19 protein-coding genes are annotated in these 20712 nt (G+C 65.0%); 11 read left to right on the forward strand and 8 right to left on the reverse strand.

Going from position 1 to position 20712, the window contains the following annotated elements:
- The first annotated feature begins 273 nt into the window (after nucleotides 1–273).
- Nucleotides 274–1230: an IS110 family transposase gene (locus CLM73_RS27355; protein WP_105241102.1), complete on the forward strand. Its 957-nt coding sequence runs from the start codon at nucleotides 274–276 to the stop codon at nucleotides 1228–1230.
- Between the two features lie 969 nt (nucleotides 1231–2199).
- Here the strand turns inward: CLM73_RS27355 and rodA are convergent.
- From rodA to CLM73_RS27380, 5 genes are all read right to left on the reverse strand, one after another.
- Nucleotides 2200–3336, reverse strand: coding sequence for a rod shape-determining protein RodA (gene rodA, locus CLM73_RS27360; protein WP_056560313.1), 1137 nt, complete (start codon nucleotides 3334–3336; stop codon nucleotides 2200–2202).
- Nucleotides 3333–5261, reverse strand: coding sequence for a penicillin-binding protein 2 (mrdA, locus tag CLM73_RS27365; RefSeq protein WP_105241103.1), 1929 nt, complete (start codon nucleotides 5259–5261; stop codon nucleotides 3333–3335). The genes rodA and mrdA overlap by 4 nt, the downstream gene beginning before the upstream one ends.
- Nucleotides 5262–5276: 15 nt before the next feature.
- Entirely contained in the window at nucleotides 5277–5783 is a 507-nt protein-coding gene (gene mreD / locus CLM73_RS27370) for a rod shape-determining protein MreD (protein ID WP_105241104.1), read from the reverse strand.
- Nucleotides 5784–5832: 49 nt separating this feature from the next.
- Nucleotides 5833–6717: a rod shape-determining protein MreC gene (gene mreC / locus CLM73_RS27375; protein ID WP_056560320.1), complete on the reverse strand. Its 885-nt coding sequence runs from the start codon at nucleotides 6715–6717 to the stop codon at nucleotides 5833–5835.
- Nucleotides 6718–6801: 84 nt separating this feature from the next.
- Nucleotides 6802–7845 carry a rod shape-determining protein gene (locus tag CLM73_RS27380; RefSeq protein WP_006216320.1) on the reverse strand — a complete coding sequence of 348 codons (1044 nt, stop codon included), beginning with the start codon at nucleotides 7843–7845 and terminating at the stop codon, nucleotides 6802–6804.
- A 229-nt stretch (nucleotides 7846–8074) separates the two neighbouring features.
- Here CLM73_RS27380 and gatC point away from each other — a divergent pair, with 229 nt between their 5' ends.
- The 5 genes from gatC (at nucleotide 8075) to CLM73_RS27405 (ending at nucleotide 12221) form a co-directional block, all read left to right on the forward strand.
- Nucleotides 8075–8383 carry an Asp-tRNA(Asn)/Glu-tRNA(Gln) amidotransferase subunit GatC gene (gene gatC, locus CLM73_RS27385; RefSeq protein ID WP_105241105.1) on the forward strand — a complete coding sequence of 103 codons (309 nt, stop codon included), beginning with the start codon at nucleotides 8075–8077 and terminating at the stop codon, nucleotides 8381–8383.
- A 3-nt stretch (nucleotides 8384–8386) separates the two neighbouring features.
- Nucleotides 8387–9922, forward strand: coding sequence for an Asp-tRNA(Asn)/Glu-tRNA(Gln) amidotransferase subunit GatA (gene gatA / locus CLM73_RS27390; RefSeq protein WP_105241106.1), 1536 nt, complete (start codon nucleotides 8387–8389; stop codon nucleotides 9920–9922).
- A gap of 4 nt (nucleotides 9923–9926) precedes the next feature.
- Complete coding sequence (gatB, locus tag CLM73_RS27395; RefSeq protein ID WP_105241749.1) at nucleotides 9927–11384, forward strand: Asp-tRNA(Asn)/Glu-tRNA(Gln) amidotransferase subunit GatB; 1458 nt, start codon at nucleotides 9927–9929, stop codon at nucleotides 11382–11384.
- A gap of 121 nt (nucleotides 11385–11505) precedes the next feature.
- Nucleotides 11506–11751 carry a hypothetical protein gene (locus CLM73_RS27400; RefSeq protein WP_105241750.1) on the forward strand — a complete coding sequence of 82 codons (246 nt, stop codon included), beginning with the start codon at nucleotides 11506–11508 and terminating at the stop codon, nucleotides 11749–11751.
- On the forward strand, nucleotides 11748–12221 hold the full coding sequence (locus CLM73_RS27405; RefSeq protein ID WP_105241107.1) for a type II toxin-antitoxin system VapC family toxin: 474 nt from the start codon (nucleotides 11748–11750) through the stop codon (nucleotides 12219–12221). The genes CLM73_RS27400 and CLM73_RS27405 overlap by 4 nt, the downstream gene beginning before the upstream one ends.
- 91 nt (nucleotides 12222–12312) lie before the next feature.
- Here CLM73_RS27405 and pyrE read toward each other — a convergent pair whose 3' ends face one another.
- Nucleotides 12313–12999 carry an orotate phosphoribosyltransferase gene (gene pyrE / locus CLM73_RS27410; protein WP_105241108.1) on the reverse strand — a complete coding sequence of 229 codons (687 nt, stop codon included), beginning with the start codon at nucleotides 12997–12999 and terminating at the stop codon, nucleotides 12313–12315.
- Between the two features lie 132 nt (nucleotides 13000–13131).
- Between pyrE and CLM73_RS27415 the strand changes: the two genes are divergently transcribed.
- Together CLM73_RS27415 and gdhA are read left to right on the forward strand one after the other, a co-directional pair.
- Entirely contained in the window at nucleotides 13132–13926 is a 795-nt protein-coding gene (locus CLM73_RS27415; RefSeq protein WP_105241109.1) for an exodeoxyribonuclease III, read from the forward strand.
- Between the two features lie 412 nt (nucleotides 13927–14338).
- Nucleotides 14339–15685 carry an NADP-specific glutamate dehydrogenase gene (gdhA, locus tag CLM73_RS27420; RefSeq protein ID WP_105241110.1) on the forward strand — a complete coding sequence of 449 codons (1347 nt, stop codon included), beginning with the start codon at nucleotides 14339–14341 and terminating at the stop codon, nucleotides 15683–15685.
- Between the two features lie 152 nt (nucleotides 15686–15837).
- On the opposite strand, the gene CLM73_RS27425 is transcribed toward gdhA, so the two are convergent.
- Complete coding sequence (locus CLM73_RS27425; RefSeq protein ID WP_105241111.1) at nucleotides 15838–16329, reverse strand: copper chaperone PCu(A)C; 492 nt, start codon at nucleotides 16327–16329, stop codon at nucleotides 15838–15840.
- A gap of 18 nt (nucleotides 16330–16347) precedes the next feature.
- Entirely contained in the window at nucleotides 16348–17247 is a 900-nt protein-coding gene (locus tag CLM73_RS27430) for a LysR family transcriptional regulator ArgP (RefSeq protein ID WP_105241112.1), read from the reverse strand.
- 147 nt (nucleotides 17248–17394) lie between these two features.
- Between CLM73_RS27430 and CLM73_RS27435 the strand changes: the two genes are divergently transcribed.
- The 3 genes from CLM73_RS27435 (at nucleotide 17395) to CLM73_RS27445 (ending at nucleotide 20634) form a co-directional block, all read left to right on the forward strand.
- The gene (locus CLM73_RS27435; protein WP_105241113.1) at nucleotides 17395–18027 is read left to right on the forward strand and encodes a LysE/ArgO family amino acid transporter; all 633 of its coding nucleotides are present in this window, start codon (nucleotides 17395–17397) and stop codon (nucleotides 18025–18027) included.
- A 114-nt stretch (nucleotides 18028–18141) separates the two neighbouring features.
- Nucleotides 18142–19083, forward strand: coding sequence for a LysR substrate-binding domain-containing protein (locus CLM73_RS27440; RefSeq protein ID WP_199778213.1), 942 nt, complete (start codon nucleotides 18142–18144; stop codon nucleotides 19081–19083).
- 387 nt (nucleotides 19084–19470) lie between these two features.
- Nucleotides 19471–20634: an ABC transporter substrate-binding protein gene (locus CLM73_RS27445; RefSeq protein ID WP_105241115.1), complete on the forward strand. Its 1164-nt coding sequence runs from the start codon at nucleotides 19471–19473 to the stop codon at nucleotides 20632–20634.
- The last annotated feature ends 78 nt before the right edge of the window (nucleotides 20635–20712 follow it).

A 20712-nucleotide genomic window follows, 5' to 3' on the forward strand; every position in this document is an offset into this window, starting at 1 on the left:
GCGGGGCTACGATTGCGGTCCGGAGCCTTCGCTCCGGACTGCCCCGTCCTCAACCTTGTATGGTGTGAATGCGTCTTTCGAAGAAGAAAGACGCTGGGGTGAGGGACGTCGTCAACCATCAGCCGGTTGCACCCGGACTGCCACTACGAGAGCATCCCACCCCGCCTCACGCGTCGATAAGGAATCTAGCGGCCGAGACCGCCGATTGATCGCAAGGTAACGCCCGAGGCGTGGCTACCCCAGCGGACTTAACGTATCGCAGGGAGAGCTGTCATGCAAACTTCAATCGTTTTTATTGGGGTCGATGTCGGCAAGTTTGAGCTTCAAGTAGCCGCGTCTGACGGAGAGATCGTGACGGGCGTCTTGCCCAACAATCGCTCCAGCATCGTGGGCTGGTTAAAGCGTCTGCCGGCCACTAGTGTGATCGCCATGGAAGCGACAGGAGGCTATCAAGAGCTCCTGGCTCGTACGGCGCATGAGCGCGGATTTGAGGTTTATGTCCTTAATCCGACCCACGTCCATCATTACGCAATCTCGTTGGGGAATCGCGGCAAGACAGATCGATTGGATGCCGCCGTCATCGCGCAATACATCGCGCAGCATCAAAAAAAACTGCATCGTTACGAACCAATATCTCCAGAATTGCAGCAAGTCAGAGCACTTCAGGCGCTGAGATCGACGGTGGTCCGTGTAGGCACATCCTTGCGTTTGTCGGCACAGCGACATGGTTGCGTAAGCAGCCATCAGAAGAAGGCACTCGCAAGTTTGACGGCTTGGTCAGAGCAACTCGAACGGGAAATGATCGCCAAGATTAAGGCCCAGAGTGACTGGGCCAAGACATACGGTCTGCTGACCGGCATCTGCGGCATAGGACCGATAACCGGCGTTGCCCTGACGAGCTTGTTCAGCCGGATCGAATTTGCCAGCAGCGATGCGGCGGTAGCCTTCTGTGGCCTGGATCCGAGGCCGAACGAATCCGGAAGAAAAGTTGGTCGGCGCCGGCTAAGCAAGCAGGGCGATAAAGCGGCGAGGACATTGCTCTACAACGCGGCTAGCTCAGCGGCGCGCACGGAACAATTCAAGGATTACTACGCCATGCTCAGGGCTCGAGGGCTGGCCTCGACTGCGGCCTTGGTCATAATCGCCCGCAAACTCCTGCGGATCGCGTACGGAGTATGGCGAACAGGTCAACCCTTTGATTCAGAGAAATTGCGACCAGCAATTGCTTGACCAAGACCATAGAATCTCGTTGCCGCCTCCGGCGGCTGCCTTCGGATTCCGTCGGGCGCATCTACACGCCCCGCGCACCCAAGCCCCCGCTACGACGTGCTCCAGTCGCTTCAGCTTTGCTGGTGGCGGGGCGAGTTGGGTTCTTGAGGTTCTTGCCCACGGTGGGGAAAAGAGAAAAAGCTTGCGGTGCCCGCCCCCGGCCGGCCGCGCGGGCGGCCTTTGGGGGCTTACGCGGCGTCTTGCGTCGTGGCGATGACGCTTCGCGTGTGGCAGCATCGGATTGAAATACCGTCCGACACCGCGGGATTCGTAAGACCAAGTGAGGTGTCTGGCCCCCTGGTGAGATTCGCGTCATGCCAAGCGCATCGCCCAAGGGCGTCAGACACCGGCAGAACAACGAAAACCGTCGCTCATCCCGGTGTCCGAGCCCAAGATTGCTCCCAGCTTGCCATTAACCGTCACTTGAATTCCAGTGCCCGATGGGCGGCGCGCGTACGGGTCGGCAGGTTGTGGCTGGTCGTCGACGCGCGCCGCCCATCACCGCCCCTCCCCCTTGTTCGTGATGCCATTAGCACACCAACTCGCGCAAGCGCGAAGCGCACTCCGTCGCGACGTCCCCCGGAACCGATGCTGGGTTGCCGCCGCCCGGGCGGCAGCAACCCGGCGGCCCCGCAGATCTCCTGCCCTGACCACAGGTCTTGCAGCGCCACAGACCAAAGACCCTAGCAGCACGGCGTCGCGGTCACCGTGGGTGCGAGCGCCGTCGATGCGCCCGACGGAATCCGTAGGAGTCGCCGCAGGCGAGGACGAGGATGAGGATGGGGCAGTCCGGAGCGAAGGCTCCGGACCGCAATCGTGGGCGATCGCACCCACGGTGACTGCGGCGGCGGGCGACCTACGAAGAACTCCGTGGCGCCAAGGCTACCGACCTAAGAAGAACCCATCGGCAACAAGATCAGCAATTCAACATCAAGTCTTCACAGACCGATGCCGACTAATACTCATCATGATCCCAAACGCAATCCCCATCGTGAACAACGCCGTCCCCCCATAGCTCATGAACGGCAACGGCACCCCCACCACGGGCAAGATCCCCGTCACCATGCCTACGTTCACGAATACGTAGATGAACAGCATCATCGTCAGCGCCCCCGCCAGCAGCCGACCGAATTGCGATGCAGCCCGGGAGGCGATCGTCAAACCGCGCGCCATCATCAGGCCGTACAGGACCAGGATTGCAATACCGCCGTACAGACCGAATTCCTCGGCGTACACGGCAAAGATGAAGTCGGTCGTACGCTCCGGGATGAAGTCCAGGTGCGTCTGCGTCCCCTTCATGTAGCCCTTGCCGTACACACCGCCCGAGCCCACCGCGATCATCGATTGAATCGTGTGAAAGCCCTTGCCCAGCGGATCCGAGCTGGGGTTGAGCAGCGTGCAGACCCGGTGCTTCTGGTATTCGTGCAGCACCACCCAGTCCACGTCTGGCTCGCAGAGCTGGTCTTCGTAATAGACCAGCGTGCCAATGGCGATGACGCCGGCCAGCATCACCGGCACCAGCAGTTTGAACGACAGTCCCGCGAAATAGATCACGAAAAAGCCCGCGCCGAACACGAGCAGCGCCGTGCCCAGGTCGGGTTGCAGCACGATCAGGCCGAACGGTGCGGCCAGCATGGCGGCGGCGGCCAGGAAGTCGCGCACGCGGACCGCGCCTTCGTGGCGCTGGAAATACCAGGCCAGCATCATCGGCACCGCGATCTTCATCATCTCGGACGGCTGGATGCGCGTCACGCCCAGGTTCAGCCAGCGGGTCGCGCCCTTGCTGGTTTCGCCGAAGAACTCGACGCCCAGCAGCAGCACCACGCCCACCACGTAGAACGGTAAGGCCAGCTTCATCAGCAGCTTGGGCGGAATCAGCGCCATCGTCCACATCGCGAAGAACGCAATGATGAAGTTGCGCGACTGTTCCGCGAAACGCCAGTCGGTGCCGCCGACGGCCGAGTGCATCACCGTCAGGCCAAGCGCCGCGAACATCATCAGGATCGCGAGCAGCGGCCAGTCGAAGGCCGTGAACACGCGCAGCAGGATCAGGCCAAGACGCTTCATTGTTGGCGCACCAGGTCAGAGGCGATGTCGTCGACGGTCGCCATGGTGTCCGCGCGCTCGGGCCGGACGATCTTGTCCTGGCGATCCTTGGCCAGCCAGTAATCGAAGACCTTGCGCGCGACCGGGGCCGCCACGCTGGCGCCCCAGCCGGCGTTCTCGACGATCAGCGCCACGGCGATGCGCGGTTGTTCCAGCGGCGCGAAGCCCATGAAGAGCGCGTGGTCGCGCAGACGTTCGTCGATCGCGCTGGCGCGGTAATGGCCGCCGCGCAGGCTGAACACCTGCGCGGTGCCGGTCTTGCCGGCGGCCTGGTACGGCGTGTTGGCGAACGCGCGCCGCGCCGTGCCGGCACGCACCACGTCGGCCATGGCGTTCTTGATGACGTCCACGTTGGCCTGCTTGAGCGGAATGCGGTAATCAGGCGGCGCCTCGGTCGGCTTGGCCACGCCCGAGCGCGGATCGCGGACCGCGTGCACCAGGTGCGGGCGGCGGTACAGGCCATTGTTGGCCAGTGTGGAGGTGCCCTGCGCCAGTTGCAGCAGCGTGAAGGCGTTGTAGCCCTGGCCCACGGCCACGGAAATGGTCTCGCCTGCGTACCAGCGCTGGCGTTCCTTGTCTTTGTAGGCTGCGCGCTTCCAGTCGGTGGACGGCAGCACGCCGCGCTTCTCGCCTTCCAGGTCGATGCCGGTGATCTGGCCGAACCCGAACTGCTTGGTGAAATCGTGCAGCGCGTTCACGCCGATTTCCGGGCCGAGCGAATAGAAATAGGTGTCGGACGACACGACGATGGCCTTGTGCATGTCCGTCATGCCATAGGCCGCGCCGCCCGCGTTGCGGAACTTCTGTCCGCCGAATTCGTAATAGCCCGGGTCCGAGATGCGGTCGGTGGCGCGGCGTTTGCCCAGTTCCAGCGCGGCCAGTCCCACGAAGGGCTTGTACGTGGAGCCGATGGGATACGTGCCGTACAGGGGACGGTTGATCAGCGGGTGGTCCGGCGATTCGTTCAGCATGCGCCAGTTGTCGACATCAATGCCGTCCACGAACAGGTTGGGATCGAACGACGGCTGCGAGACGAATGCCAGGACTTCGCCCGTGTCCGGGTCGATGGCGACGAGCGCGCCGCGCTGTCCCTCGAAGGCCTCTTCGGCCACCTTCTGCAGGCCCATGTCGATGGACAGCATGATGTCCGAGCCCGGCACGGGGTCGATGCGGCGCAGCGTGCGCATGGGCCGGCCGCCCGCGGTGACCTCGACTTCTTCGAGACCCGTGCGGCCGTGCAGCTGCTCTTCCCAGGTCTTTTCGATGCCCTTCTTGCCGATGACCTCGGTGCCGCGGTAGTTGCCGAGCTGCCCGGCGCGGTCCAGCTCTTCGATGTCGTTGTCGGCGATGCGGCCGATGTAGCCGACCACGTGCGCGGCCGACACGCCCTGCGGGTACTCGCGCACCCAGCGGGCGCGCAGCTCGACACCCGGAAACTGGAACGCGTGCGCGGCAAACCACGCGGCCTCGGTTTCGTTCAGGTTGTTGCGCAACTGCAGGCTGGCGTAGCGGCTGGATTCGGCCGCGCGGCGCTTGAAGCGGCGCTGGTCGGACGGGCTGATGTAGACGACTTCGGTCAGGCGCTCGAAGAGTTCGTTCATGTTGCCCGCGTGGGCCGGCACGACTTCGAGCGTGTAGGTGCGGTAGTTGCGGGCCAGGACCTCGCCGTTGCGGTCCACGATCTCGCCGCGGCGCGGCGGAATCGGCACGACCGCAATGCGATTGCGGTCGGCGCGTTCGGACAGGCCCTCATAGCGGTCGACCTGCAGGTACCAGAAGCGGCCCACCAGCACGCCGAAGCAGACCAGCGCGAAGGCGCCGCCCACCCAGGCGCGCAGGCGAAAGCGCTGCTTCTGCTGCTGGCCGGTTTTCTTGAATTCAAACATGACGCAACGCCGCCGTCAGGCGGAGGAGGATTCGGCGTCGTCGACACCGCGTTGCGGCAGGTGCAGCACCCAACCCGCCAGCGGCCACAGCGCAGCCGTCAGCAGCACGCTGATGCCCCAGTCCCAGCCCGGCCATTTTCCGGCCAGCCACGCGTGGATGATCTGGGTGACAAAACGCGCAATGAAGAACACAGGCAGCATGTGCATCGCCTGGCTCCAGAGATCGAAGCGCTGCAGCCGGCGGTGCAGGACCACCGCGCCGTAGGCGACGAGCGTGTACGACAGCGCGTGCTCGCCCAAGAGGCCCGCGTCGTGCACGTCCATGAGCAGGCCAAAGAAGAACGCGGTGAACAGGCCCACGCGGCGCGGCTCGTGCACGCACCAGAAGGCGATGATGAGCAGCAGTACGTCGGGCGCGCCCTGCCACAGCCGCCACGGCAGCAGCGACACCAGCCAGGCGAGCAAGACCGTGCCCCACACGAAGAAGGCGTGCGCGGGCCCCGACAGCCGGTCGGGGTGCACATTGCTGGGCGTGCCAAGGCGGCGCGGGGACTGTCCCGCAGCTTGTTGGTTAGTCCGATCCACCGGAATCGACCTCCTGACGGTTGGACTCGGCGCGATCCACATCCACCTGCAGAACCAGGAAGTGGCGATAGCGTTCGGGATGGGCCAGCGGTTCACACACGGCGCGCGCGAAACCGGATGCGGTATCGCGTTCCACCGAGGTCACTTTGGCCACGGGCAGGCCGGCGGGAAAGAGGCCACCGACGCCGCTAGTGACAATAGTATCCCCTTCCTTGATGTCGGCATTGGCCGCCAGGTAGCGCACTTCCATCTTGCCGGGCGAATTGCCGCCAAACGCAATCAGACGAAGTCCATTTCGCAAGAGTTGCACGGGGATGGAGACCTGCTCGTCGGTGACGAGTGCCGCCTCGGCGGTCATGGGCGTCACCCGGACAATCTGGCCGACCACCCCGCCTTCGTCAATGACCGGCATGCCGGGCGCGAGACCTGCCTTGCTGCCCTTGTTGAAGACCAGGCGCTGCGTGAACGCGTTGGTGGGTTCGTACATGACTTCGACCACCACGGCGGACTGCGCCACGGTGTCCGTCACGCCAAGCAGGCGGCGAAGCTGGGAGTTTTCGGCGGCAAGCTGCGCCGCGTGGGACGCGACCTGTGCGAGCTCGATGCGCTGGCGCTGCAGCGCTTCGTTTTCGCTGCGGATGAGGTTGGCCGCGTTAACCCATTCGTTGACTTGCTGGACGAGATCGCGAGGCGCCATGACGGCACGCTGGAAGGGATAAAGCCCCACGGCAATCGCGCGGCGCGCCGGCTCCAGCATGCGCCATTGGGAATCCATGACGATCAGGGCCAGGGCAAGGACGACCAGAACGACGAGCCGCACCTCTGCCGGTGGGCCGCGCCTGAATAGGGGGGGAGTCCCTTGTCGTTGCATGAATCTCAGCCCGGGCGCCCGCGTCCGAGGCTCCCGCAGCGGCCGGAGCCAGAATAAAGCGGGGCTCCGGGCTGGCGGGCAATATTAGTCGTTGATGAAGATGGCGCCCAGTTTCTCAAGGTGTTCCAGCGCTTCGCCGCAACCGCGCACGACGCAGGTCAGGGGATCGTCGGCCACCACCACCGGCAGGCCGGTTTCTTCTTGCAGCAGACGGTCCAGGTCGCGCAGGAGCGCGCCGCCACCGGTCAGGGCGATGCCCTTGTCGGTGATGTCGGCGCCCAGTTCGGGCGGCGTCTGTTCAAGCGCGATCTTGACGGCGGAAACGATCTGATTGAGCGGATCGGTCAGCGATTCCAGGATCTCGTTGGACGAGACCGTGAAGCTGCGCGGCACGCCTTCGGCCAGATTGCGGCCCTTGACTTCGATTTCGCGGACTTCGGAACCCGGGAATGCCGAGCCGATTTCCTTCTTGATCAGTTCGGCCGTGGGTTCGCCGATCAGCATGCCGTAGTTGCGGCGGATGTAGTTGACGATGGCCTCGTCGAACTTGTCGCCGCCGACGCGCACGGATCCCTTGTAGACCATGCCGCCCAGCGAGATGACAGCCACTTCGGTGGTGCCGCCGCCGATGTCGACGACCATCGAGCCGCTGGCGTCGGACACGGCCAGGCCGGCGCCGATGGCAGCGGCCATGGGTTCTTCGATCAGGAAGACGTGGGAAGCGCCGGCGCCGAGCGCCGATTCGCGGATGGCGCGGCGTTCAACCTGGGTGGAGCCGCAAGGCACGCAGACGATGATCCGCGGGCTGGGCGCCAGCATGTTGCGGGGGTGCACCATGCGGATGAACTGCTTGAGCATCTGCTCGGTGACCGTGAAGTCGGCAATCACGCCGTCCTTCATGGGCCGAATGGCTTCAATGTTGCCGGGAACGCGGCCGAGCATCTGCTTGGCTTCGTGCCCGACGGCTTGAATGATCTTCTTGCCGTGGGGGCCGCCTTCATGACGGATTGCGACCACGGAGGGCTCATCGAGAACGATGCCCTTGCCGCGGACGTAAATCAGCGTATTGGCGGTACCGAGGTCAATCGCCATATCGCTGGAAAAATAACTGCGCAGGAATCCGAACATGGGAGCTCAGCTAAATTCTGGGGGGAATTGGGGTCAGGCCGCGGGGCGTTTGGCCCGTAAAACAACGGGTCCGCCTGTCATCACGGCGATTAAACCGTGAATCATAACTTATAATTTCCCCGGAAATAGCGCATAAATGCAGGCTATTCAAGCTTTGTAACGGGTTTGGCGTATGCATACTGCCCTCTCCCGCCCCTCGGCCTTCGCTTATCGATTTTTGCAATCCCTCATGGCGCTCAACGACAAAGATGTGGCCCGCATTGCCCGGCTGGCCAGAATCGAACTGACCCCCGACCAGCGCACCGTCGCGCAGGCCGAACTCAACGGCATCCTCCACCTGATCGAACGGCTTCAGTCCGTCGATACCCAAGGCGTCGAACCCCTGGCCCACCCCTTGTCCGCCCACGAGGACATCGTACTGCGCCTGCGTGAAGACGCCGTGACCGAAGCCGGTTCGGAAGCCCGCCGCCAGGAACTGCTGGCCAACGCTCCCGACGCCCAGGACGGCCTGTTCCTGGTTCCCAAGGTCCTGGAATAAGTCATGACGAAACCTGCACTGCACACCCAATTCGAGGGGATCGCCGCTCTGCGCGCGGCCCTCGCGCAACGCGAAGTCAGCGCTGTCGAGCTGGCGCAAAGCGCCTTGTCGGCCGCCGAAGCCGCCAGCGGCCTGAATACCTTTTTACATATTGACGCCGAATTGACGCTGGCCGAGGCCCGCTCGGCCGATGCCGCCCTGGCGGCCGGCACGGCGGGTCCGCTGGCCGGCATCCCGATCGCCCACAAGGACGCGTTCGTGACGCGCGGCTGGCGCACCACCGCGGGCAGCAAGATGCTCGACGGCTATGTCAGCCCGTTCGACGCGACCGTTGTGGAACGCCTGGGCGCGGCCGGCGCGGTCTCGCTGGGCAAGCTGAACTGCGACGAATTCGCCATGGGTTCGGGCAACGAGAACTCGGCTTACGGCGCCGTGAAGAACCCCTGGGATCACGCTGCCGTGCCCGGCGGCTCGTCGGGCGGTTCGGCCGCCGCCGTGGCCGCCCGCCTGGTGGCCGCCGCCACCGGCACCGACACCGGCGGCTCGGTCCGCCAGCCTGCGGCGCTGTGCGGCGTCAGCGGCATCAAGCCCACCTACGGCACCGTGTCGCGCTACGGCATGGTGGCCTTCGGCTCCAGCCTGGACCAGGCCGGCCCGCTGGCTCCCAGCAGCCGCGACCTGCTTGAACTGCTGGACGTCATCAGCGGCTTTGATCCGCGCGACGCCACCAGCCTTGAAAAATGCGACGGTGCGGTCAACGAACCCGGCCGCGTGCGCCGCGACTTCGACGCCGCACAGGCCCGCTTTGACGCCGCCGGCAGCCAGCCCCTGAAGGGCCTGCGCATCGGCGTGCCCGAAGAATATTTTGGCGCCGGCCTGGCGCCCGATGTGGCCGCCGCCGTGCAGGCTGCGCTTGCGCAGTTCGAGGCGCTGGGCGCCGTGCGCGTGCCGGTGTCGCTGCCGCGCACCGAGCTGGCCATTCCGGCCTATTACGTAATCGCCCCCGCCGAAGCGTCCAGCAACCTGGCCCGCTACGACGGCGTGCGCTACGGCCACCGCGCCAAGCAGTACGGCGACCTGAACGAGATGATCAGCCGCTCGCGCGCCGAAGGCTTCGGCGACGAGGTCAAGCGCCGCATCCTGATCGGCACCTACGTGCTGTCCCACGGCTACTACGACGCCTACTACCTGCAGGCCCAGCGCCTGCGCCGCCTGATCGCGCAGGACTTCCAGCGCGCCTACGCCGATCAGTGCGACGTCATCATGGGACCGGTCACGCCCACGGTCGCCAAGAACATCGGCGACAACCGCGACGATCCGACCGCCGACTGGCTGGCCGACGTCTACACGCTGGGTGTCAGCCTTGCGGGCCTGCCGGCCATGTCCATCCCCTGCGGCTTTGGCGGCGAGAGCGGCTCGCGCCCCATCGGCCTGCAGATCATCGGCAACTACTTCGACGAAGGCCGCCTGCTGGCCATCGCCGACCGCTACCAACACGTGACGGACTGGCATCAGCGTGCCCCTGTCCAGCAAGGCTGAGAACATGAACTGGGAAATCGTCATCGGCCTGGAAACGCACACGCAGCTTTCCACGGACTCCAAGATTTTTTCGGGCAGCAGCACGCAATTCGGCGCCGCGCCCAACACGCAGGCCAACGAAGTCGACCTGGCCCTGCCGGGCAGCCTGCCGGTCATGAACCGCGGCGCGGCCGAACGCGCCATCCGCTTCGGCCTGGCCGTCGGCGCCAAGATCGCGCCGCGCTCGGTTTTCGCGCGCAAGAACTACTTCTACCCTGACCTGCCCAAGGGCTACCAGATCAGCCAGTACGAGCTGCCGGTGGTGGTGGGCGGTTCGCTGTCGTTCTTCGTCGGCGAAGAAGAAAAGACCGTCAACCTGACCCGCGCCCACCTTGAAGAAGACGCCGGCAAGTCCTTGCACGACGACTTCAACCTGGGCAATGGCAGCCCGGCCAGCGGCATCGACCTGAACCGCGCCGGCACTCCGCTGCTGGAAATCGTGACCGAGCCCGAAATGCGCTCCGCCGCCGAGGCCGTGTCCTACGCGCGTGCGCTGCACAGCCTGGTCGTGTGGCTGGGCATCTGCGACGGCAACATGCAGGAAGGCTCGTTCCGCTGCGACGCCAACGTGTCGGTCCGCCCGGTGGGCCAGAAGGAATTCGGCACCCGCACCGAAATCAAGAACGTCAACTCGTTCCGCTTCCTGGAACGCGCCATCATCTATGAGGCGCGCCGCCAGATCGAACTGATCGAGGACGGCGGCACCGTCGTCCAGGAAACGCGACTGTACGACGCCGATCGCGACGAAACGCGCAGCATGCGCAGCAAGGAAGACGCGCACGACTACCGCTACTTCCCCGATCCCGACCTGCCCACGCTGGTGATCTCCAGCGCGTGGGTGGACGAGGTTCGCGCCGCCATGCCCGAACTGCCAGCCGCCCAGCGCGCCCGCTTCGAATCGGAATACGGCCTGCCCGCCTACGACGCCGCCCAACTGACCGTCAGCCGCGACCTGGCCGCCTACTTCGAAGCCGTGGCGCACGCGCTGCCGGCAGGCCAGGCCAAGCTCGCGTCCAACTGGGTCATGGGCGAAGTGGCCGCCGTGCTCAACAAAGAAGAAAAGACTATCGCCGAATCGCCCGTCGCGGCGCCGGCGCTGGCGGCCCTCATCGGCCGCATCATCGACGGCACGATCTCCAACAAGATCGCCCGCGAGGTCTTCGGCGCCATGTGGGCCGGCGAAAACGGCGGCGATGCGGATGCCATCATCGAATCGCGCGGACTGAAGCAGATCAGCGACACGGGCGCCATCGGCGCGATGATTGACGAGGTGCTGGCCGCCAACCCGGCCATCGTCGAGGAGTACCGCGCCGGCAAGCAGAAGGCGTTCAACTCCCTGGTCGGCCAGATCATGAAGGCCGCCCGCGGCAAGGCCAACCCGCAGCAGGTGAATGATCTGCTGAAGCAGAAGCTGGATAGTTGATGGGCGCCCGGTTCTCCTCGCGGGGACCGGCGCAATATCAGACTGAATCGGGGGCCGCGGCATATTGCCGCGGCTTTTTGTTTGGCCAAGAATGATCTGGTCGATTTCGCCGGAGCTTGGCATGAACTACACCGAGGTCAGCAGCAACGACTTGCTGCATCGATTCACCGATTACCTGAAGGCCCTCAGCCAGGGGCAGCACTTCATCATCGCTGTCGACGGCGTGCGCCGCGCAAGGCTGACGCCCGTCCTGCCCGACACCTCGCTGAACGCGCACGATGCCCTTGAAGCCATGAAACGCCTGCACACCGCGGCCCCGGTCTCCCACGACATCATCCGCGCCTGGATCGAGGAAGGCCGGGAATGAACACCATCCGTCTGGTGCCGGACGCGTCGGTCGCCCTTGCCTGGCTGCTTTACCGCGTGGATGTCCACGAATCGCTGCTTGCTCAGCATCTGCTCGACGTCGCGCACAGCTCGCAAAACACCGTGCCTCACATCTGGCGCGTGGAAGTTGCCAATGGCGTTCTGCGCGCTGAGCGCAGCCAGCGCATTTCGCGGACCCAGGTCGCTGCATTCAATCAGCTTCTCGACAACTTGCCCATCGTTGCCGACAACGACGATGCGGCTTCCAGCATCGTGCGCACCTGCCAACTTGCCCGCGCCCATGGGTTGACTGCCTATGACGCCAGTTATCTCGAACTCTCCCTGCGGCAGCGCGCGTGCCTGGCCACCTTTGACCGCAAGCTGGCGGACGCGGCGCGGGCCAGCGGCGTCACCGTGTTCGGGCAACCGCACGGCGTCGCCGAACCCGTTGCGGGCTATTTTTGGCAATGACGTTCTGGCAATAACATCTCTGGCAATGACAAAGGGCGGCCCATGGCCGCCCTGCGTATTGTCTTCAGCAACGAGACCGTTAGTTCACCCCTTACTTCACCCCGTACTTCGTCCGATACGCCAGCACGGCATCCCGGTTCTCGGCAAACGCGGCGTCGTCCTGCAGCAGGGCCAGGATGTCGGTCAGCGAGGCAATCGCCACCACGGGGATGCCGTAGGTCTTGGCCACGTCCTGCACGGCCGAGTGCGGCGACAGGGCGTCGTCCGGGCCGGCGCGCTCCATGCGGTCCATCGCGATCAGCACGGCGGCCGGTTCGGCGCCGGCGGCGCGGATGATTTCCACGGACTCGCGCACCGACGTGCCGGCCGTGATGACGTCGTCGATGATGACGACCTTGCCCTTGAGCGGCGCGCCGACCAGGGTGCCGCCTTCGCCGTGGTCCTTGGCTTCCTTGCGGTTGTAGGCAAACGGCACATCGCCGCGGTCCTGCATGTCCGGGTGGCCGGCCAGCGCCACGGCGGTGGCGGTGGACAGCGGAATGCCCTTGTACGCGGGGCCGAACAGCATGTCGAACTCGACGCCGGAATCCAGCAGCGCCTGCGCATAAAACTGCGCCAGCTTGCCAACGGAGCGGCCATTGTTGAACAGGCCAGCATTGAAGAAATAGGGGCTGATGCGGCCCGACTTGACCTTGAAGCTGCCAAAGCGCAGAACGCCCTCGTTCAAGGCGAAACGGACGAAATCCAGGGCGGTGACGGAGGACTGGGCGGCGGGCATGCAAGGGAATCCGGTAGGTGGCAGACCCCGCATTTTATCCGCTGTCGTGGCCGTTCCAGGTGACCGCGGCGGAGTCGGTTAAATTCCTGGCATTGTCCGCCTCCCCTGCGGCCGCATTTCAGGAGTTTCGCTTTGCTGCGCATCACGTCGATCAACCTCAATGGCATCCGGTCCGCCTTCAAAAAGGGCCTGCAACCATGGATGGAAAAGCACGCCGCCGACGTGCTGTGCCTTCAGGAAATCAAGATCGCCCACGATGACCTGACCGACGAGCTGCGCCATCCGCCCGGCTACACCGGCCACTTCCACCATGCCGTGAAAAAGGGCTACAGCGGCGTGGGCATCTATCTGCGCGACGCCGCCGAGCGCGTGAATAACGGCCTGGACTGCGAAGAGTTCGACCCCGAAGGCCGCATCATCCGCGCCGACTGGAAGGACCTGTCGGTCATCAGCGCCTACCTGCCCTCCGGCTCCAGCGGCGACGAGCGCCAGCAGGCGAAGTACCGCTTCCTGGACCGGTTTGGCCCGTGGATCGATGCCCTGATGCACGAACACAAGACGACCGGCCGTGAATTCGTCATCTGCGGCGACTGGAACATCGCGCACAAGGAAATCGACCTGAAGAACTGGAAGGGCAACATGAAGAACTCGGGCTTTCTGCCCGAAGAGCGCGCGTGGCTCACGGACGTGTTCGACAAGCGCGGGTTTGTGGACGTGTTCCGCACGATCGACGACCGTCCCGACCAGTACACCTGGTGGAGCAACCGCGGCCAGGCCTGGGCCAAGAACGTCGGGTGGCGCATCGACTACCAGATCGCCACGCCGGGCATTGCGGCCAAGGCGCGTAGCGTTGCCATCTACAAGGACGAACGCTTCTCGGATCACGCGCCGTTGACGATCGACTACGACTTCACGCTGCGCCCGTGATTTTTCTCAAGGCAAAAATAGGGACGTAACAACGGCGCTTGACCGACAGTCGCCCCCGCTTGCGACCGCCGGACGCGCCCGTTGCCTACGGCGGCGCGCCATTTCCCCTATGCGCGCCCATCGAAATATAACGGGGACATATTAATTTCCCCTGAAAATTCAAGCCCTACCGTTCAAAAGGCATCTTTCCGCCCGGCATCCGCCAGTCCCCCCGTTTTGATACGACCCTAATTATCCATCGGAAAATTCCGTTTGATATCAACGTGATGGCGCGTTTTTTCGCTTTGCGCAGGGCAACATTTTGCCCCTACAATCCCCGCACCATACAGGTGCAGTCATGCACCAAAACAAACTGATCGCGCCCCAATCTGGCGCAATTTCCGCACCTATTCGAAGCACCCCCGAGGAGATCATGGTGAAAGTGCAGAGTCTGGACGACTTCCTGCGTGGCGTCGCCGCGCGCGACCCGCAGCAACCCGAATTCATGCAAGCCGTCCAGGAGGTGATGCTCAGCTTGTGGCCCTTCGTCGAGAAGCATCCCCACTACGCTGAACACGCCCTGCTGGAACGCCTGGTCGAACCGGAACGCGTCATCCAGTTCCGCATCTGCTGGACCGACGATCAGGGCCGCGCCCAGGTCAACCGCGGCTTCCGCATCCAGCACAGCTCCGCGATCGGCCCGTTCAAGGGCGGCATGCGCTTTCACCCGTCGGTGAACCTGTCGATCCTGAAGTTCCTCGCCTTCGAACAGACCCTGAAGAACTCGCTGACCACGCTGCCCATGGGCGGCGGCAAGGGCGGCTCGGACTTCGATCCCAAGGGCAAGTCCGACGCCGAAGTCATGCGCTTCTGCCAGGCGCTGATGATCGAGCTGTATCGCCACCTGGGCCCGGACACCGACGTGCCGGCCGGCGACATCGGCGTGGGCGCGCGTGAAGTCGGCTTCATGGCCGGCATGATGAAAAAGCTGTCCAACTCGACGGCCAGCGTCTTCACCGGCAAGGGCCTGACCTTCGGCGGCAGCCTGATCCGCCCCGAGGCCACCGGCTACGGCACCGTCTACTTCGCCGAGGAAATGCTCAAGCGCGTCGGCAAGTCCTTCGACGGCATGCGCGTGTCCGTATCGGGCTCGGGCAACGTGGCGCAGTACGCCATCGAGAAGGCCATGGCGCTGGGCGCCCGCGTCATCACCGTGTCGGATTCGAACGGCACCGTCGTCGACGAAGCCGGCTTCAATCACGAGAAGCTCGTGGCGCTGATGCACATCAAGAATGACCTGCGCGGCCGCCTGGACACCTACGCCCGGCAGTTCGGCCTGCAGTACGAGGCCGGCAAGCGCCCGTGGCACGTGCCCGTGGACGTCGCCCTGCCCTGCGCCACGCAGAATGAGCTGGAACTGTCGGACGCCCAGACGCTGATCAAGAATGGCGTGCTGGCGGTTGCCGAAGGCGCCAACATGCCCGCCACGCTGGACGCCGCCAAAGCCTTCATCGCCGCGCGCGTGCTGTACGCGCCGGGCAAGGCCAGCAACGCCGGCGGCGTTGCCGTGTCGGGCCTGGAAATGGCCCAGAACTCGGCCCGTCTGTCGTGGACCCGCGAGGAAGTGGACACCCGCCTGCATGCCATCATGCGCGACATCCACGAAAACTGCGTGCGCCACGGCCATTCGGAGCGCGAGTACGTGAACTACCTGGACGGCGCCAACATCGCCGGCTTCGTCAAGGTCGCCGACGCCATGCGTCAGCAAGGGCTGTACTGATCGCCGCCTGCTGATCCGCGCGCCGCGCGGACCAAGCATGCAAAAAGCCGACTCGGAAGAGTCGGCTTTTTTGCATTGCGGCGATGAAAAGCCGCGGGCTGGCCGGCGCCTGCGCCACCGCAGGGGCGCAGACTGGCCGGGCGGCGCGAAGATCAGTGCTTCATCGCGCCGTGGTCGTGGCTCATGCCGGGATTGTGCGAAGCCGGCATGACCTTGAACTGCACCGCCACTTCGCCTGCCTTTTCGAACGTGAGCGTGGCGGGCACGGTGGCGCCATCCTTGAACGGGGCCTTCAGTTTGATGAACATGACGTGGTAGCCCCCCGGGCTGAGCTTGACCTCGGTGTCGGCGGGCAGCGCGATGCCGCCTTCGACCTGACGCATCTTGGAGACGCCGTTTTCGGTCTGCACGGTATGCAGCTCGACGCGTTCGGCGGCGTCCGACGACACGGACAGCAGGCGGTCCGGCGCCTTGGCGTCGTTGTCGATATCCATGTACCCCGCGCCGTTGGCCTGTCCGGGCGCGGAAGCGCGGACCCAGAGATCGTCGACTTCGACCTGACCGACCTTGTAGTCCTTGGCCCACGCCGAACCGGCGGTGCACAGGCCGATCGCGGCAACAACGGCAAACTTGCGGATGTTCATGGGTGTCCTCCTGAGACGTTAGCGGCGCCTGACCAGGCTGCGGGCGGCTGACAGCACCGAGTCGGTCAAGGCTTCCATGGCCTCGGAGTTTACCCGCCAATGCTGCCAGTAGAGCGGCACGTCCTCCCAGGCCCGGCCGCGCAGCAGGACGAGTTGACCGGCATCAAGATGCTCCTGCACGAGCGGCAGCGGGTTCATGGTCCAGCCCAGTCCACCCAGCGTGGCCTGCACGAAGGCGCGCGTGGACGGCACCCACCAGACCGGCGGCTCCCACGGCGCGGGGTCGGCGATCTTGTGCGCAAAGCGCGCCTGCAGCGCGTCCTTGCGGTTGAAGACGAGGACGGGCGCCTGGGCCAGCGTCTGCGCGTTGACGCCCGAAGCGAAGTAGCGCTTTTGAAAGTCGGGCGTGCAGGTGGCCACGTAGCGCATGCTGCCCAGCGCGTGGATGCGGCAGCCCTGCACCGGATCGGCCAGCGTGGTCACGGCGCCCAGCACCGAGCCGTTGCGCAGCAGGGCGGCCGTATGGTCCTGGTCTTCGGACAGCATGTCCAGCGTGGCGCGGGTGCGCGCCGCGAACTGCAGGGCCGCGTCGACGAACCAGGTTTCCAGGCTGTCGTGATTGACGGCGATGGGGATGCTGGCGTGGGGCACGTCGTCGTCGGCCACGCCCAGCCGGTTCAGCGCATCGTGCTCCAGCAAGGCGGTCTGCTCGGCCAGTTGCACCAGCACCTGACCGTCTGCCGTGGCGGCAGCCGGCACCGTGCGCTGGACCAGCAACCGGCCCATGCGGTCTTCCAGAGCCTTGATCCGTTGCGACACCGCCGACGGCGTGACGCTGAGCGACAGCGCCGCGCGCTCGAAACTGCCTTCGCGCACCACCGCCGCCAGGGCGCGCAGGTTGCCGTGATCGATTTTCATTGGATTAGAAATACTTAATATAGTGAAGGAAAATTAGCTGTATTTCATATACATGGCAAGGGAAAATGACGCATTGCCGACCGCTCTCAGCGCTCGGCCACCCATCAAAGCGCCGCCACAGGCGTTGCAGTCACAGGTACCCCTTCGATGTTCGCCACCTTGTCATCCCCCGCCTTCCTCACCGCCTGGGCCAGCGGCACGGCCACGGGCCTCGGCCTGTTCGCCGTCGTGGGCGCGCAAAGCGCGTTCATCCTGCGCCAGGGCCTCATGCGCGCGCATCTCTTGAGCGTCGTCGCCATCTGCGCGCTGATCGACGCCGTCTTCATCTTCGCCAGCGTGTCCGGCCTGCAGGCGCTGACCGCGTGGTTCCCCTGGCTGACGACCGCCGTGCTGTGGTTCGGCGTGGCCTTCCTGACCTGGTACGCGGTGCAATCCGCGCGACGCGCCTGGACCGCCACGGGCGGTTTGGCCGCCGCTCGCGACGTGGTGCCATCGCGCCGCGCCGCCATGCTCGGCGCGTTGGGTTTCTCGCTGCTGAATCCGCACTTCTGGCTGGACATGGTGGTGGTCGGCTCGCTCGCGCACGGCTTCGACGACGCGCGCATGGCCTTCGCGGCCGGCGCGTTCACGGCCAGCCTGCTGTGGTTGGCGGTGCTGGGCATCGGATCGCGGCTCTTTGCGCCCTTCTTTGCCAGCGCGTCGGCCTGGCGAGCCCTGGACGGCATCATCGCCGTGATCATGGCCGGTTTGGCGATCAGCCTGGCGGTCAAGGGCGTTTGAGCTCCGCAGACACCGTTGCGGCAAAGCAAGGGCACGGCATCCCCGCGCCCGCACTTTTATAATCGGCGCCTCACCACTTTTTTGTCGGGCGCCGGGCCGGCCCGCCACCGCTTTATGCGCGGACCTTCCCCTTCCAAAGACGTGCGCCTGCCGCCGCTTGCCGCCATCCAGGCGTTCGAAGCGGCCGCACGCCTGGGCTCCTTCGAGCGTGCCAGCGAAGAGCTCTTCGTCACCGCCAGCGCCATCGGCAAGCGCATCGCCTCGCTGGAAACGCTGCTGGACGTCACGCTGTTCATTCGCAGCAGCCGTGGCGCAACGTTGAGCGCGGCCGGACGCGAATACCTGGAACAAGTCCGCACCGCGCTCGACCTGCTGTCGGACGCCTCGCTGCACAAGCGCAACGAACCCAAGCTGGAAACGCTGCGGGTGGTGTCCACGCCCACATTCGCCCGGCAGGTGCTGATCCCCGCCCTGCCCGGTTTCACCGCGGCGCATCCCGACGTCGAACTTGAAATCATGCTGTCCATTCCGTACCTGGACATCATGCCGCCCAACGCGGACGTCTGGATCCGCTTTGGCAGCGGCAAGTATCCCGGTCTGCATGCGCATCCGCTCACGCATGATCCAGTGTTTGCGGTGTGCGCGCCCGGCTACCAGGCCGCACGCGGCCCGTTCAAGCGTCCCGCGGACCTGGCGCGCGCCGACCTGCTGCGTTGCCCGATGGAGCCCTGGCGTCCATGGCTGGCGGCGGCGGGCCTGGATTGGCCCGAGCCGTCGCGCGGCGTGTGGCTGGTGGATCTGGGCATGATGCTTGCCGCGGCGCGCGCCGGCCAGGGCGTGGCGCTGACGCGCCGGTCGCTGGCCGCCGAGTGGCTGGACGAAGGCAAGCTCGTTCGCGTGCTGGACGTGGAGATCCCCGGCGAGTCGCAGTACTACCTGTGCACCGAAGCGACACGCATGCCGGGCGGCGCGGCCCAGGCGTTTTCCCTATGGCTCACCGAGGTCTGCAAACGCGCAGCCCAATGGCCATGCGGGCGCGAGGCCTGCCAGGAATAAATTTCCAGTCATCTGCGGAATGAAATTCCGCACGACGCCGCATCCTGATCGCTAGGATGCGGCCAGCGTGACTGCCACCGTCCCGAAGATCCTGCAAGACCGAGGCGAGGCCGGCGTGCCGCCGCGTTGCGAGCGCATTGCGAGTGCATTGCGAGCGCAGCGCCCACGCACGCCTTATCCGGCCCGCCGCATTCAGCAAGCTGAAAGGAACCTTGCATCCGCACTAGGTATTTACGCGGAAAAGCACCGCCGGGTCAGATTCGCGTAAGCGATTAAGCAGACAGTCACGACACGCAACAAAGGAGCGCGCCAACAGAACATCACCCCGCCGACTGGCGCCGGCACACGGCTTTCCACGCAGTTCACCCAATTACAACGGAGACATCCATGGATTTTCGTTTGAAGCTGCTTGCAGGAACCCTTGCATTTGCCGTATCGGCCGCGTCCCACGCCGCCGACCCCATCAAGATCGGCGTGGCCGGCCCCTACACCGGCGGTTCGTCCTCCATGGGCGTCAGCATGCGCGACGGCGTGCGCCTCGCCATCGAAGAGATCAACAAGAACGGCGGCGTGCTGGGCCGCCAGCTCGTCGCGGTCGAGCGCGATGACGAAGCCAAGAACGAGCGCGGCGTGCAGATCGCGCAGGAACTGATCAACAAGGAACAGGTGACCGCCACCGTCGGCTACATCAACACCGGCGTCGCATTGGCCTCGCAACGGTTCTACCAGGATGCCAAGATCCCGGTGTTCAACAACGTGGCCACCGGCAGCGTGATCACCCATCAGTTCAAGGCGCCGGAATACCCCGACAACTACGTGTTCCGCAATGCGGCCCACGACAGCATCCAGGCCCCGATGATCGTGGAAGAAGCGATCACGCGCCGCGGCTTCAAGAAAGTCGCGATCCTGGCGGACTCCACCAACTACGGCCAGCTCGGCCGCGAGGACCTGGAAAAGGCCCTGGACGCCAAGGGCATCAAGCCGGTGGCCGTCGAAAAGTTCAACATCAAGGACGTCGACATGACGGCCCAGCTGCTCAAGGCCAAGTCCGCGGGCGCCGAAGCCGTGCTGACCTACGGCATCGGTCCCGAACTGGCCCAGGTCGCCAACGGCATGACCAAGCTGGGCTGGAAGGTGCCGATCATCGGCAGCTGGACGCTGTCCATGGCCAACTACATCGACAACTCCGGCGCCAACGGCGAAGGCGCGCGCATGCCGCAGACCTTCATCCAGGATCCGGACACGCCCAAGCGCAAGGCGTTCATCGACGCCTACCTGGCCAAGTTCAAGCCCAAGAACAACCGCATCGACTCTCCGGTGTCGGCGGCGCAGGGCTATGACTCGATCTTCCTGCTGGCGGCAGCCATCAAGCAGGCGAACTCCACCGACGGTCCCAAGGTGCGCGAAGCGCTGGAAAACCTGCAGACCCCGGTCGAGGGCGTGGTGATGACCTACAACAAGCCCTTCTCGCACGACAACCACGACGCGATCACCGCGAAGGAAGTGGTCATCGGCGAGGTCAAGGGCGGCCGCGTCATCAAGGCCAACTAAATCCCGACAAGCAGGAAGGCGGCGGCTGCCCGGCCGCCGCCGCCCGCGCCCCGATCCATGGGGCGCGGGGCATGCAGC

The sequence above is a fragment of the Achromobacter spanius genome, assembly GCF_002966795.1.
GTDB classification, from domain to species: Bacteria; Pseudomonadota; Gammaproteobacteria; order Burkholderiales; family Burkholderiaceae_B; genus Achromobacter; species Achromobacter spanius_D.

Excerpts from the sequence above, each read along its gene's own strand:
- CLM73_RS27445 (WP_105241115.1), top strand. The coding sequence starts at position 19,471 with ATGGATTTTCGTTTGAAGCTGCTTGCAGGAACCCTTGCATTTGCCGTA.
- gatC (WP_105241105.1), top strand. The coding sequence starts at position 8,075 with ATGGCGCTCAACGACAAAGATGTGGCCCGCATTGCCCGGCTGGCCAGA.
- mrdA (WP_105241103.1), bottom strand. The coding sequence starts at position 5,261 with ATGTTTGAATTCAAGAAAACCGGCCAGCAGCAGAAGCAGCGCTTTCGC.
- gatB (WP_105241749.1), top strand. The coding sequence starts at position 9,927 with ATGAACTGGGAAATCGTCATCGGCCTGGAAACGCACACGCAGCTTTCC.
- rodA (WP_056560313.1), bottom strand. The coding sequence starts at position 3,336 with ATGAAGCGTCTTGGCCTGATCCTGCTGCGCGTGTTCACGGCCTTCGAC.
- CLM73_RS27405 (WP_105241107.1), top strand. The coding sequence starts at position 11,748 with ATGAACACCATCCGTCTGGTGCCGGACGCGTCGGTCGCCCTTGCCTGG.
- pyrE (WP_105241108.1), bottom strand. The coding sequence starts at position 12,999 with ATGCCCGCCGCCCAGTCCTCCGTCACCGCCCTGGATTTCGTCCGTTTC.
- CLM73_RS27425 (WP_105241111.1), bottom strand. The coding sequence starts at position 16,329 with ATGAACATCCGCAAGTTTGCCGTTGTTGCCGCGATCGGCCTGTGCACC.
- CLM73_RS27380 (WP_006216320.1), bottom strand. The coding sequence starts at position 7,845 with ATGTTCGGATTCCTGCGCAGTTATTTTTCCAGCGATATGGCGATTGAC.
- gdhA (WP_105241110.1), top strand. The coding sequence starts at position 14,339 with ATGGTGAAAGTGCAGAGTCTGGACGACTTCCTGCGTGGCGTCGCCGCG.
- gatA (WP_105241106.1), top strand. The coding sequence starts at position 8,387 with ATGACGAAACCTGCACTGCACACCCAATTCGAGGGGATCGCCGCTCTG.
- CLM73_RS27355 (WP_105241102.1), top strand. The coding sequence starts at position 274 with ATGCAAACTTCAATCGTTTTTATTGGGGTCGATGTCGGCAAGTTTGAG.
- mreC (WP_056560320.1), bottom strand. The coding sequence starts at position 6,717 with ATGCAACGACAAGGGACTCCCCCCCTATTCAGGCGCGGCCCACCGGCA.
- CLM73_RS27440 (WP_199778213.1), top strand. The coding sequence starts at position 18,142 with ATGCGCGGACCTTCCCCTTCCAAAGACGTGCGCCTGCCGCCGCTTGCC.
- CLM73_RS27400 (WP_105241750.1), top strand. The coding sequence starts at position 11,506 with ATGAACTACACCGAGGTCAGCAGCAACGACTTGCTGCATCGATTCACC.
- CLM73_RS27430 (WP_105241112.1), bottom strand. The coding sequence starts at position 17,247 with ATGAAAATCGATCACGGCAACCTGCGCGCCCTGGCGGCGGTGGTGCGC.
- CLM73_RS27435 (WP_105241113.1), top strand. The coding sequence starts at position 17,395 with ATGTTCGCCACCTTGTCATCCCCCGCCTTCCTCACCGCCTGGGCCAGC.